This is a genomic window from Erysipelothrix sp. strain 2 (EsS2-6-Brazil), from assembly GCF_016617625.1.
GTDB classification, from domain to species: domain Bacteria; phylum Bacillota_I; class Bacilli_A; order Erysipelotrichales; family Erysipelotrichaceae; genus Erysipelothrix; species Erysipelothrix piscisicarius.
Genome location: NZ_SBAR01000002.1, coordinates 30,553 through 45,317 on the forward strand (window position 1 = coordinate 30,553; position 14,765 = coordinate 45,317).

General features: G+C 36.0%; 7 protein-coding genes. 1 reads left to right on the top strand and 6 read right to left on the bottom strand.

From position 1 onward, the window contains the following. Window positions 1–6: 6 nt before the first annotated feature. Genes EPJ89_RS01795 through EPJ89_RS01805 form a run of 3 tightly spaced genes read right to left on the bottom strand, consistent with a single transcriptional unit; the run spans window position 7 to window position 3,932 of the window. Window positions 7–420 carry a PTS sugar transporter subunit IIA gene (locus tag EPJ89_RS01795; RefSeq protein WP_161637443.1) on the bottom strand — a complete coding sequence of 138 codons (414 nt, stop codon included), beginning with the start codon at window positions 418–420 and terminating at the stop codon, window positions 7–9. Further along, window positions 421–1,233 carry a sugar phosphate isomerase/epimerase family protein gene (locus EPJ89_RS01800; protein ID WP_200548861.1) on the bottom strand — a complete coding sequence of 271 codons (813 nt, stop codon included), beginning with the start codon at window positions 1,231–1,233 and terminating at the stop codon, window positions 421–423. It lies immediately after the preceding gene. Then, window positions 1,230–3,932, bottom strand: a complete 2,703-nt coding sequence (locus EPJ89_RS01805) for a sigma 54-interacting transcriptional regulator (protein ID WP_200548862.1) — start codon at window positions 3,930–3,932, stop codon at window positions 1,230–1,232. The genes EPJ89_RS01800 and EPJ89_RS01805 overlap by 4 nt, the downstream gene beginning before the upstream one ends. A gap of 462 nt (window positions 3,933–4,394) precedes the next feature. Between EPJ89_RS01805 and nagE the strand changes: the two genes are divergently transcribed. Next, window positions 4,395–5,831 carry an N-acetylglucosamine-specific PTS transporter subunit IIBC gene (nagE, locus tag EPJ89_RS01810; RefSeq protein WP_200548863.1) on the top strand — a complete coding sequence of 479 codons (1,437 nt, stop codon included), beginning with the start codon at window positions 4,395–4,397 and terminating at the stop codon, window positions 5,829–5,831. A gap of 41 nt (window positions 5,832–5,872) precedes the next feature. Here the strand turns inward: nagE and EPJ89_RS01815 are convergent, their stop codons facing one another. The 3 genes from EPJ89_RS01815 to EPJ89_RS01825 all read right to left on the bottom strand — a co-directional run bounded on the left by EPJ89_RS01815 (window position 5,873) and on the right by EPJ89_RS01825 (window position 14,391). After that, window positions 5,873–6,721 (bottom strand): PRD domain-containing protein, encoded by an 849-nt coding sequence (locus EPJ89_RS01815; protein ID WP_123171099.1) that lies wholly within the window; start codon window positions 6,719–6,721, stop codon window positions 5,873–5,875. Window positions 6,722–6,845: 124 nt separating this feature from the next. Beyond that, complete coding sequence (locus tag EPJ89_RS01820; protein WP_200548864.1) at window positions 6,846–9,428, bottom strand: calcium-translocating P-type ATPase, PMCA-type; 2,583 nt, start codon at window positions 9,426–9,428, stop codon at window positions 6,846–6,848. A 334-nt stretch (window positions 9,429–9,762) separates the two neighbouring features. Then, window positions 9,763–14,391 (bottom strand): DUF1542 domain-containing protein, encoded by a 4,629-nt coding sequence (locus tag EPJ89_RS01825; protein ID WP_244660784.1) that lies wholly within the window; start codon window positions 14,389–14,391, stop codon window positions 9,763–9,765. Between the last annotated feature and the right edge of the window lie 374 nt (window positions 14,392–14,765).

The following is a 14,765-nucleotide window of genomic DNA, read 5'->3' on the forward strand; positions in this document are numbered from 1 at the left end:
TTCCTCCTAAAATTCTTCTTCGACGTCCATTCCAACAAGATCGTCATTACAATATCGTAATGACATACGACACTCTTCGATCTTTTCTATAAGTTCTTCACGCGTTATGGGGCCTTGAATTTCAACCATGATTGAAATAATAAGCGCTAGATTAACGCCGGCAATGAGATGGAAATCACGGCTCCCCAATAACTTCATAAACTCTGTATTGACACTTCCGCCATAAATATCCGTCATGACCACCAAATCATCTTCAAGAGGGATTCCCTCGAAGCACATCATAATTTCTTGTGTGAGATCATGATGATCAACGTAGGCGGAAATAATATGAACGGAATCCACATCTCCGACAATGGCTTTGACGGCACTGTAGAATCCTTCGGCCAGGTGTTTATGACTTGCGATAATATAGTGTTTCATTTAGATCCCTCCCTGTTCTTTATATTTCGTTAAACTTTGTAAATCCGCATCACCTGGTTTTGCTTCATAACATTGTTTGGCTGTTTCCAGCGAGTAATAACCTTGATACTTATATTGATTAAATTTTGTAAGATCTTCCTGCATGTTTCGATGTCCATCCCCCCATGCACAATGTCCTGAATCCACAAAATGCACATGAACAATATCTTCTTTAAAAACATTAAAGTAATCATCAATGGTTTCTTCAGCCTGGGTCATTGCCCCAAGGTCCAGACAAATTTTTAAGTTTTCACACGCCACGGCATCTTGATATGCTTTCAAATCTTGAACGGTATTCACCAAGCGTGATTCATAAGGCTGTAATGCCTCAATGGCAAGAAGAATTCCTTTCGCTTGCGCATAAATACACAATCTTCGCATCATTGCGACACTGCGTTGATAGGCTGCTTCTAGGGGTTCGTCATAAAATGCCCAACCACTTGTTACCACCACCAGATTCGCAGCGACTGTATGTGCAATATCAATCATATTACGGAAGTAAGCATACACACGATTTTGTTGTTCAAGTGATCCTGTCGCCATGTTATGGGGCTTAGGATTTGTCTGTTCTGGACAGATTGCGATAATCTGTAACCCAAAATGTTCTGCATGGGTTTTAAGTGCAAAAGGATCATCATACTGTTGGTAATCCACAAAGAAATGATGTGGACTGGTCCATATCTCACATGCATCAAAACCTAAACTTGAAATGGTTTTAAAAAATGTATTTAAACTATAATATCGATAGTGACTGTTCATTGCTGATAGTTTCAAAATGAATCATCCTCTCCATGCTCTCGATTTTTATCATTTTCAATATAGTCATAAAGGAGTGCAATCTCCGATACCGGCAACATGACATTATAATGTTCGAGCATAGGGCCAAAACTATCATTCACATCACGAATAAAGGCTTGATGATCTTTCTCAAAGCGCTTCACGTCCTTATAGTCGTCAATCGCTGTTTTGGTTACCAGTCGTTCAATTAAGAAGCAGACATGAATATAAATACCAACAATCGTCTTACTCTGGAATGTCTTTTGCATCTTGCGTTCTAAATGAGATGTGGAATCACTGACAAAGTTCAAAAGTTTGTTTGCATTTAGAATCGTTAGATTCTGCATTACATTTTGAAGTGAAAAGTTTTTAAGCAGATTCCGGTTAAACACTTCAATCTCATCTGCATCCAGATAATCTTCCAAGGCCTTATCCACAATGGAAATATCTTTAAAACTGACAATATCCTCCAAACTTACACTGCGAATCGAATCCAGCGGTAATGAGTGTGGTTTCACCATCAACATCACTTCAAACTTATCAAATAAAGGATCCTTTAAACCATTTGTTAATAATTCTTTAAAGTCATACCGAATAAAACGAAGATCAATGGATTTAGGCAAGGACTGTTTAAAGAGGTTGACCATCCGATCTGCAACGGATACCCCTGCATCACTTACAAAGACCATGGCTTTTGTTTTCTCTGCACGATTCAAGATTTTATACTTGGTAACGGCTTGCTTCGAAGCTTTCGCTAAGATTTCTTCCATTGGATATTCTTGACGAACCATTGAACCAATATGCAAGGCAATTGCCGTTGAACTGTTATTAATGACACCAACATTTAAATCTTTCAAAATGCGATCCCCAATTAATTCCAACGATCCCATATCGACCAGTAAAATCAAATTCTTATAATACGGATTTAAGGCGATATAGTCATTCACCTTCATAATGATTTCTTCACTGCTACTATCCAGTGGCATATCAAAGGCATCAAAGATATGTTCCTCTAACAATTGATTGGCAGCATCCGCAATACTGCTTGCCGTCGAGTATCCATGCGATACAATTACGGCCGCCGTATCTTTGTGTTTAATGTTGTCGTTATAGAAATAAATATTTAAAATGAGAAAGATTAGATTAAAATCATTAAGCTTTAACTCTAAAGCTTGGTAGATCATCTTTGAAATCTCATTTGAAATCATGAAAATGTCATACATTTCTTCTTTTAAAAACTCTAATAAAGCATTGATATCGTTACGATGTTTATACGTCCACCGATCAAGTTTTATTTTTTCATGTGATGTTGACAACAAAACCCGTGATAAGACAAAACTGCAATTGCTGGGAATGTTGATTTTGTTTTTTTGTTTCACATCTTCAAGCACATCATCAATAATTTTCTCAAGTCCATATACTTTTTGAAGGCTATACGATTGATCAAAAATCATCAAATCATAATAATTACGCATCGACTCAAAATCTTGTGCTAACATCTCACGATACGATAGTTGATTGCTTTGGAAACCGTTAAACGCTTTTAAGATATTTTTAAATAAATGTACGATCTTATCGGTTGATTCATGAATGACATACGTATCAATTTCAATAAGCTGCTTCATATCTTGTTCATTTGAGATGCTGTAGTTCAATTTATCTTCTGGTAAATGATATAAGTGACAATGCATGACACCCTGTTGCGCTGATTCCAGGGCTGTTGCGCAGATGCGCGTGATGCATTTTTTTAACTCATGAATGTCTTCATCAAATTTGAGTTGAAGCAATGCTTCTAACAGCTTGTATGAAATAAATATTTTTAAGCCGAGTTTTTGTTGTTCTTGCTTAAAGAATTTCAGGATGAAGTGTTCCTTTTCCTGAGTTCCACGTTGATCAAAGTGCGGAATCTTACATATAATTGGAAGACTTTGAAGTAACGAATAATCAAAGGCATCTTCCGGATTATAAGAGGTTCCAAAAACCAAGCGACAATGAACCTTCACAACCTTGTGGTTTTTGGTGTAATAGCCATCTTTAATGACATTGGATACTTGGTATTGGATGTCTGGACGCATTCGATCTGCATGTTCAAGATAGAGCACACCAATTTCTTTTTGTTCCAACAAACCACTTTGTGTTTCATCCCCAAAAAGCAGGCGTTCATAATCACATTGTGGATCAATAAATTTTAAATGATAGACGCTTTGTCCTGTTTGAATTAAGTCATGTTCCACACAAAATTTATGAATCATACGCGATAAATACGTCTTACCACTTCCGCGCTTTCCAAACAATACAATCGGTAATCCACGGCCTGGATAAAGCAGGGCTGACTTAATTTGTTGAACGATGTGACTTAACGATCCATCAAAACCAATTAAATCTTGGAAGGAATCATACCCTTCCGAACTTTGTATTTCATCCATGAGTGCTTTAACACTTAAATACTCACGCGATACATTTTGAACACGATAGCGCTTCTCAAATTCATGTTTATCAAAGTAATACACCGGTCGTGACGATACCTTAATCAAAAGCCCTTCCTGAAACAATTCATTTAAGTATTGCGATACTAAGGAACGGCTTAAGTGTAACGATTCTGAAATCACTGTGGTTGTGAGTAAGGAAAAGTCATGATCGAGTAGAATTTGTGTTTCGAAAACAAGATACTGATAAATTTGTTCTTTTGTATTCATAGATACTCCTTCTTTTTCAATGGTGACTTTAACTGTCTCTATTGTACGAAGGGGATGAGATTTCGTCTTTAGTTTCATCATTCTTCGACAAAAACACTTAAAATCCACCAATTTCTAACACTGAACGATACTTTCGACACTTAATTATCAGTTATAAGCGATATTGTGGGGATACTGTCGAAAGACGCGTTGATACCCTAAGATTACCACACAGCCAATTCAAATCGAACGATTCCATAAATGTCTCATCATATGCTCATTTACCGCTCATCACATAAAGACACACATTTCTTTCACTTTTTATTGACAGCGGTTACACCACGTGCTAATATGTGCTTGTAAGATAGGATTGTTACTGAAGAAGGCAAGACCTACAAATATGGCGATACGCTATTTTTGTAGGTCTTTTTATATCTTCACGTAACAATTTCTAAATCATATAGAAAAGGAGAAGTGACTTATATGATGAAACATTTACAGAAATTAGGCCGTGCCTTAATGCTTCCAGTAGCGGTATTACCAGCTGCAAGTTTATTAATGGGTATTGGTTATTGGATTGACCCTGTTGGATGGGGAGCTAACAGTGTTCTTGCTGCTTTCTTAATTGGATCGGGTAAAGCAATCATTGAAAAACTTCCGATTATCTTTGCGGTCGGGATTGCTTATGGATTATCAAATGATAAAGATGGGGCTGCTTCCTTAAGTGGACTCGTTGGTTTCTTAATGATTACCACATTACTCTCTGTGGGATCTGTAGCAAACTTAAAAGGAATTGCACCTGAAGCTGTGAATGCAGCATTTGGGAAAATTGATAATGCCTTTATTGGTATTATTTCTGGGGTAGTTGGTGCATTAATGTACAACAAATTTTCCAAAACAGAACTCCCAACCGCACTCGCATTCTTTAGTGGTAAACGCTTGGCACCAATTATGACTGCAGTTGTGATGATGCCAATCTCCATTGCATTACTTTATATCTGGCCAATCGTCTATGGTGGACTTGTATCCTTTGGTACCGCAATCTCATCCATGGGTCCTCTGGGAGCAGGTTTATTTGGGTTCTTCAACCGTCTCTTAATCCCTACAGGATTACACCACGCTTTAAACTCCGTATTTTGGTTTGATACGATTGGTATTAATGACATTGGAAATTTCTGGGGTGGTACCGGTGTTAAAGGAATTACCGGAATGTATCAAGCTGGATTCTTCCCAGTTATGATGTTTGGACTCTGTGGTGCTGGTCTTGCAATGTATCAATCGGCAAAACCTGAAAATAAAAAAGTTGTGGGATCACTCATGCTTGCAGCTGGATTCTCAGCATTCTTTACTGGGGTAACAGAACCGATTGAATTCTCATTTATGTTCGTAGCTCCAGCATTATACTTAGTACACGCAATCCTAACAGGACTTTCATTATTTATTGTTTCATCCTTTGGATGGACAGCAGGATTTGGATTTAGTGCTGGATTTGTTGACTTATTCTTAAGCTCACGTCTACCACTTGCAAACAAACCTTATATGATTGTTGTATTCGGTGTTGTATACTTTGTAATCTACTACGTACTCTTCCGTTTCTTGATCGTTAAGTTTAATATTAAAACTCCTGGACGTGAAGAAGTATTAATTGATGATTCAGTACTCACTTCATCAGACAGCAAATTTGCACACCAAGCTGAAATTATTTTAAATGCCCTTGGTGGTAAAGAAAATGTTAAGAGTGTTGACTACTGTACAACACGCCTTCGTCTTGAATTATTTGAAACTGAAAATATTGACGAAAAAGCAATTAAAGGAACTGGTGCAGCAGGTATCGTAAGACCTGGTGGAAGCAGTCTTCAAGTTATCGTAGGTACAAACGTACAATTTGTAGCCGATGAATTCAAAAACTTGATCAAATAATCGTACACGTATTATCCTACTCTATAAAAAAACCGGCATCGCTACCGGTTTTTTTCATTCTTCATAATTTGGTAAAGATGTATTGCAAGATACATGCGTTCATCCATTGAGAGTTCATAATCAAATCGTGTGTGAACGTATTGGTTAATCTTTGCGACACAGTCGTTATACTTTTTTAACTTCGCTGCAATAAATAAATTAAGTTCACCAATGCTTTCATCAAATGGATGGTTGGAACTTTGATTCCCAATAATTCGTTGGGCGAGATATTTTAAGTGCGTTGCAAGACGTGTATATGCAGGTTGACTGCTATTCATCTCGATACCCAATTCACTCTGAACAATCGCCATAACATCCTTTAGAAACATCATGGTATTTTGAGCTTGATGCGATATATTCCCATTACTTGCATTAACGATGTGAATTACGAGATAGCCGATTTCATCTTCAGGAAGTGTTACCTCGAAGCGTTTATTAATATAATTCAAAGCCCATGTGCCAACTTTAAATTCATCAGGATAATACATTTTAATTTCTTCCGTAAAAAGTCCCGGCAATTCAACATCCTCTTTTGATCTGAGTACTGCATAGTAGATATGATCTGTAAGTGCCACGTTTATCGTATCACTCAGTGATATATCCAAAACAGAATGAGCATATTCCACAATCGCTCGCGTGGCTTCAAAATAATCCACTGGTATTTTATTAAGAAGTTGTTCAAAGTCGTCTTGGCTATCACTTACCACTTTAAACATTTTTTCGATGCGCGAAGCATCAATTTCGTCTCCTATTTTGTGTTGGAAACCGATTCCTGAACCCGTAACAACCATGTCTTCTCCATCGATAAATGTAGCGACACAGTTATTATTAAAGATTTTCGTTATGTGCATATCAAAAACCCATCCCCTTTTTTATAGGCCTATTATAACATAGACCCTTCTATTTAAAGGTGAAACTCGTCTTATCTCCATAAAAAAAAGAGAGGATATTCCTCTCTTTGGTTATTCAATATAATTAATGTTTACCGTTAAGTTTAAGTAGTTTCATAATTTCAACGATAACCATTGGTACAAACATCAACACAATCACAATCATCCAGTGATGTCCATCAAGTGTTCCAAGTTTAAATAAATCGTTTAGAACTGGAATGAATAATACCGCAAGAATCATGAGCCCATTAATGAGCGTTGCCATGATGAGGTATTTATTTTTCCAGAATGATGTGAATACTGATTTTTCACTTGAATGAATACTGTAGGAATGGATTAATTGTGAGAATGCTAATACGATAAATGCCATTGTCGTACCTGTTTCAGTATCACCAACAGCCCATAGACGCCCTGCACCGTACATGTAAGCAAAGAGTGCAACGCCCCCTACAACAGCACCTTGGTACCCAATACGCCAAAGCATTGATTTACTGATAAGTGAACCTGTGCGATCTGGTTGACGTTCCATAATACCATCTTCTGCACCATCAACACCAAGTGCTAATGCTGGAAGACTATCCGTTACAAGGTTAATCCATAATAAGTGAATTGGTAGAAGGGGTGCATCCCAGTCAAGGAGTACCGCAATTAATAACAGTAACAATTCTCCAACATTACATGATAGTAAGTAAGAGATTGCTTTCATAATATTATCTTTAATACGACGACCTTCACCAATTGCAGTTACTACTGTAGCAAAGTTATCATCTGTAAGAACCATGTCCGCTGCACCTTTAGCAACTTCCGTTCCAACAATACCCATTGCTGCACCGATGTCAGCACGTTTTAGGGCAGGCGCATCGTTAACACCATCACCTGTCATCGCCACGATATCACCATGACGTTTCCAAGCGGAAATAATGCGCATTTTATGTTCTGGAGAAACACGTGCATACACGCCAATATGTTGAACTTGTTCGAACAATTCATCATCCGTCATTGCATCTAATTCTTTTCCAGAAATAACACGTTGTCCATCCTCAAGGAGTCCAATTTCACGACCAATTGCAGATGCGGTAACAGCATGGTCACCCGTGATCATTACGACGCGAATACCCGCTTTTTTACTTGTTTTAATTGCTTCTGTAACTTCGGGACGTGGAGGGTCGATCATCCCTACCAATCCAACAAATGTTAGTTCACTTTCAATTTCGGTTGCTTCTAAGTCTGTATTTGAAACAGATTTTTTAGCAAGTGCAAGAACGCGTAGTGCCTTGACACCCATTTCTTGATTATTTTTTTGAATGCGTTCAATATCTTCTTGAGTAATTGCACGAACACCATTTTCATCTTGGTATTGTGTTACAACGGCAAGAACTTCATCAACGCCACCTTTTACAAATACTGTAGCATCCCCATCAATATCATTAATGGTACTCATACGTTTACGTCCTGAATCAAAAGGAACCTCATTTAATCGTGTATGCTTTTGAATCAAGCCAACAGCATCAAGGTCAAGCGCTTCTGCCCATGCAGATAGTGCTGTCTCAGTTGGGTCTCCAAGCCAATTTCCATCGACCTTACGTGCATCATTACAGAGTAATAAACCACGTGATAATTCATTCACTTCACTTTCAGTCCAATATTCTTTTACCGTCATAACATTTTGTGTTAAAGTACCCGTTTTATCTGAACAGATAACCGTTGCGGAACCAAGCGTTTCAACAGATGGTAAATTACGAACGATTGCATGACGTTCAACTAAACGTTGAACACCAAGTGCTAAAACAATTGTAGCAACAGCCGGTAAACTTTCAGGAACAACTGCGACCGCTAGAGAAACCGCTGTTAAGAACATTTGTAAGAAATCATGATTATTCAATACACCAACAAGGAGAATAATTCCACAAGCAATAATCGCTCCAACGCCTAGGATTTTACCCAGTTGATTTAATTGTTGTTGCAGTGGTGTCGGATCTGATTTTGTTTCGGTTAGCATCGTAGCAATCTTACCTACTTCAGTGTCCATACCGACAGCAACGACAACGCCTTGCCCACGACCATAACTCACCATTCCGGATGAATATGCCATATTTTTACGATCTCCTAAGACCGCATCTTCAGCACAGACAACATCTGCATGTTTTTCAACAGGTACAGATTCTCCCGTTAATGACGCTTCTTGTACTGTTAATGAATTTGATTGGACAATTCGTAAATCGGCAGGTACTAAATCCCCTGCATCCATTACAATCAAATCTCCAACAACAACATCATTCGAATTAATTGTTTGTTCTTCACCGCCGCGAATAACTTTTGCGGTTGGGGTAGACATATCTTGAAGTGCTTTAAGGGACTTCTCAGCTTTGTCTTCTTGAATCATTCCAATAAGTGCGTTCAATGCTACGATTGCGAAAATTAAAATCGCATCTGCATGTTCCCCCACAATACCACTAATTAAAGCAGCAACAAGTAAAATAATGATTGTTACGTCTTTAAACTGATCCAATAGACGCATCATAAAACTACGTCCCTTTGCTTCAGCCAATTTATTCATCCCATATTTCTCACGTGATGCCTCAATTTGCGCATCCGTTAATCCGTTGACGATATCCGTCTTTGCTGCCACTTCTTCAAGTGACTTTGCATACCATTTTGTATCTTTCACAGGCTTCCTCCTTATACATTGGATAGTAAGTAAAATAAAAAGACCCTATCCGTGCCTAAAAAAACTTGGATAAAGTCTCGAATTTATACACGTTCCGGACTCTAAAGTCGTGTTGACGAAACTGTGGACCTAAAGAATAGGCTTCTACTCCCTTTATGTATTAATAATAACAAATGCACCTATGGGTGTCAAAGTGTTTTGGGTGATATTGTACGATATTTTACACACTTAAAATGTTGAAAGTTGCTAATAAAGAGTTTGAAATTCATAAAAAAAACCGAAACTCAGTTAAAGTAATGAGTTTCGGCTATTAATACATTTTATATTAAATTATTTAGTTATTATAACGATTTTTCTTTGTTTGAATCACAAAGATTAACATACCAACAAGGCTCAATAGTAGTCCGTATAAACGTATACTGCTTGCAGTAATTCCAGCTGCAGGAAGAACCGGTTGTGGTTTCATTAAATTCTTAACAATTTTGTCCATCTCATTAATTGAATAATTTAAAGATTTATTTATCTTATCAATTTTCGAACTAGAGTCAATTGAATCAAGACCTTCTTTTAAGACTTTATCTACTTCGGCTTTAGCTTTAGTTTTTTCGTCTTGAGTTAGTCCCGGTAATGCATCAATCGCTTTTTTAGTTTCATCTGCTTTCGCTTCTAAATCTTTTTTAGCTTTGTTTTTTGCATCTTGTAACGTGCTTTGATCAACAATGTCTTTCACTGCTTTGTCTGTTGTATTTTTCGCATCTTCAACATCTTTTGGTGTCGTACCTTGATCAATTGCGTCTTTACCATCTTGAGTTTTTTGATCAATATCATCTTTTGCTTTCTGCTTTTCATCATCTGTTAAGTTTGGTAACTTATCGATTTCTTTCTTTGCATCTTCAGCTTTTTTATCAAGATCGTCTTTAGCTTTATTCTTGGAATCGAGAAGTTTATTATCATCAACAATATCATTGATTCCTTTATCCGTTGTATCAATCACTTTTTCAATTTCCTTAGAATCTTTTGATTGATCAATTGCATCTTTTCCTTCTTGATTTTTTTGATCGATATCATCTTTAGCTTTGGTTTTCTCTTCATCCGTTAAGTTTGGTAACGAATCAATTTCTTTTTTAGCTTCTTCAGCCTTCTTATCGAGATCATCTTTAGCTTCATTCTTGGAATCGAGAAGCTTGTTGTCATCAACAATCTCATTAATCCCTTTATCGGTTGTATCGATCACGTCCTCAATTTCTTTAGGATCGTTTGAGTTATCAATTGCATCTTTGCTGTCTTGATTTTTTTGATCAATATCATCTTTAGCTTTGGTTTTTTCTTCATCCGTTAGGTTTGGTAACTTATCGATTTCTTTTTTAGCATCTTCAGCTTTTTTATCAAGCTCTGATTTAGAATCTTCTTTTTTCTTATCTAAATTGCCTGTGTTTTTCGCTTCGTATTTTTTTTCAATTGCATCTAACTCATCAATACCTGTTTTTAAGTTCTCAGGAATCTCCGTTATAACCGCAGTATCTTCAATACGCTTAATTGCATCTGCAAGAGTTTTGTTAATCTCGTCATTTGCTTCTTTACGTTGTTGATTTGAAAGTGACGGTTTATCAGCAATTTGTTTACGAACTTCTTCTGCTTTTGCTTTTAAATCTGCAATAGCCTTGATTTTTGCATCATCAAGCTCTGCTTTAACAACAACTTTACTAATATCATCTTTACCTTGATTATAAATTGAGTCGATGTCTGATGGCGTTGTTGCTTTATCTAGAGCTTTAGAAGCGTCATTAACGGTTTTATCAATTTCTTTTTTCGCTTTATCTTTTTCGTTTTGTGATAAGTTTTCAAGTTTATCGATTTTTTCTTTTGCCTTTTCAGCTTCTGCGTTTAAACTTGCTTTCTTGTCATCTTTAAGTTTTTCAAGCGTTTCGAAATTTTCTTTAACGAGCGCATCTTTAATAGCGTCCATTTCGGTTTTTGTGTCTGTTACAACTTTATTAATTGCTTCAGTTGACGTACCCAGTTCTACGTTTTCAAGACCTTTATTTAATGCATTATCGATTTCAGCCTTAGCTTTGTCTTTTACTTCTTGGGAAAGACCAGGAAGTGCATCAATCGCTTTTTTCGTTTCATCGGCTTTTGCTTCTAAATCTTTTTTCGCTTTATTTTTTGCATCCTGTAATGTACTTTGATCAACAATTTCTTTCACCGCTGTATCCGTTGTATTTTTTGCATCTTCAACATCTTTTGGTGTCGTTCCTTGATCAATTGCATCTTTTCCATCTTGTGTTTTTTGATCAATGTCATCTTTAGCTTTTTGCTTTTCATCATCCGTTAAGTTTGGTAACTTATCGATTTTTTTCTTAGCATCTTCAGCTTTTTTATCAAGATCGTCTTTAGCTTTATTTTTAGTATCTAGAAGCACATTGTCTTCAACGATGTCCTTAATCCCTTTATCAGTTGTATCGACAACTTTTTCAATGTCTTTAGGATCGTTTGAGTTATCAATTGCATCTTTTCCGTCTTGATTTTTTTGATCGATATCATCTTTGGCTTTTTGCTTTTCATCATCTGTTAAGTTTGGTAACTTATCGATTTCTTTTTTAGCATCTTCAGCCTTTTTATCAAGCTCTGATTTAGAATCTTCTTTTTTCTTGTCTAAATTGCCTGTGCTTTTCGTTTCGTATTTTTTTTCAATTGCATCTAATTCATCGATACCTGTTTTTAAGTTCTCAGGAATCTCCGTTATAACCGCAGTATCTTCAATACGCTTAATTGCATCTGCGAGAGTTTTGTTAATCTCGTCATTTGCTTCTTTACGTTGTTGATTTGAAAGTGACGGTTTATCAGCAATTTGTTTTCGGACTTCTTCAGCTTTACCATTTAAATCAGCTATAGCTTTCGTCTTTGCATCATCAAGCTCTGCTTTTACAACAACATTACTAATATCATCTTTACCTTGATTATAAATTGAGTCGATATCTGATGGTGTTGTTGCTTTATCAAGTTCTTTTGAAGCATCATTAACAGTTTTATCAATTACTTTCTTTGCTTCATCTTTTTCGTCTTGCGATAAGTTTTCGAGTTTATCGATTGTTTCTTTTGCTTTTTTTGCTTCTGCATCAAGACTTGACTTTTTATCATTAATTAAAGCATCGATTGTATCATTGTTTTCTTTAATGAGTGCATCTTTAATAGCATCCATTTCTTTTGAAGTTTCTGTTACTACTTTAGTAACATCTTCAATAGATTTACCTTTTTCAATATTTTCAAGACCTTTATTTAGTGCATTATCGATCTCGTTTTTAGCTTTATCTTTCGACTCTTGGGAAATTCCAGGAAGCGCATCAATCGCTTTTTTCGTTTCATCGGCTTTTGCTTCTAAATCTTTTTTCGCTTTATTTTTTGCATCCTGTAATTTACTTTGATCAACAATTTCTTTCACCGCTGTATCCGTTGTGTTTTTTGCATCTTCAACATCTTTTGGTGTCGTTCCTTGATCAATTGCGTCTTTTCCATCTTGAGTTTTTTGATCAATGTCATCTTTAGCTTTTTGCTTTTCATCATCCGTTAAATTTGGTAACTTATCGATTTCATTCTTAGCATCTTTAGCTTTTTTATCAAGATCAGATTTTGAGTCGTTTTTACGATCGACAAGAGTTACATCGCTTACAATTTTATCAATGTTTCCAACAGATGTATCCTTTGCATCCGTAGCATCTTCACGCGTCTTCGCGTCATCGATAGCCTTCTTCCCAGTTTCTAATTCTTTTTGAATAGCTTCAATTTTTTCTTTCTTTTCAGACTCTGGTACATTTTTTAAGTCTTCAATTTTTTTGATTGCGTCATTTGCTTTCTTTTCAAGTTCTTCTTTTAGAACTGGTTTTAACTCTTGCAATTCATAAACACGTTCAACTTCTTTTAAATCATTAGTTAGTTTTTCTTTAAGTCCAGGACTTGATACTTCACCAATGTTGTTTTTCAGTTCATCGATTGTGTTTTGAGTTACATCGCCTTTTAATACTTTTTCATCAAAGTTTTCAAAAGTATCCTTAATCGCTTTTTCAATTCCTTTTGCATGATCTAATAATGCTTGAGCCTTATCAAGTAAGTCGTTTACATATGCTTTAACATCACTTGCATAAGGGTTTCCTGATGCAGTAATTTTAGCTCGGATTGCATCAATATTTTTTTGAATTTCTTTGGTATCTTTCCCAACCAACTCAGTAAACTCACTATCATTAAACAATGCATGTGTATCTTCTTGAATTAAATAGTCATCTTTCAAAAAGAATCCCATACGATGAATTTCTAGGTTTGTATTTTTGTCTTTATTCGCAAAATGACGTAAAGAGACCGTTACTTCCCCATTACCTTCAGCCGTAAATGGTACACTTACAATCTGCATTTTATTTGAAACTTCAAAAGCTTGAGAACGTAGTACATTCCCTCCTGAAGTAGCAGAATTTGGATAAATGTTTAATACCCCTTTATTAGTACTTTTTGAACTTTTAAGTTCTGCTCGGAAGTAATACTCATATCCGGCTTGAAGTTGGACGGTTTGTCCAAACAACATAAATGCAACATTTTCCGCAGTTGTTGCACTTGCTTCTTTTGTTGATTTTGATTTAAATACAGTTTGGTCAGTATTGTTTTTTTCACCGATTAAATAATTAGGTTTCCCGACATCTCTGAAACCATCAACCACTTTCGTGTTTATTACACCTTGTTGTTCTCCACCATATACATTATTTGTGGACGTAATTTTCCAATTGGGTATAGTCTTATCAGTAATACCGTATCGTAGATAGGGGTTTTGTAATTTATTGCCTCGGAATGGAAACAATTCCTCTGTCTCTTGTGCAGATATTGTATAATTTGGATTCATTGAAATACTTGTAACGAGCAAGACAAATGTTAATGCAACTGTCATGATCTTGTTTAATAGTTTATTTTTTTTCATCATAAAATACTCCTTTTCTTATCCATACTAAAGTGTTGCGTTTATTTAACTCCCCTCCCCATTCCGTAAGCACGCTCTAACAAGATAACATAGAAGTAGAATCAATTCTAAGTATTTGCTTTGATTTTCATAATATGTTTATTTTATATCGATAAAATCTTAGTTTTTATCGTGTTATTAGACCCTTTTGCTCAAACTTCGCTTTCTTTGTCATAACAAGGTGTTTTATTTGTTCGTGGTGTTTTCACTCTATAATTACAGTATTTGTCATTAACATCCTCACTTTTTTCACAATTCATTTTTTTGCCATTAATCAAGATACACACAAATATCCTTTTCTACCACCTTGCTTCAAAGATGATTATTTCATTGGTTAT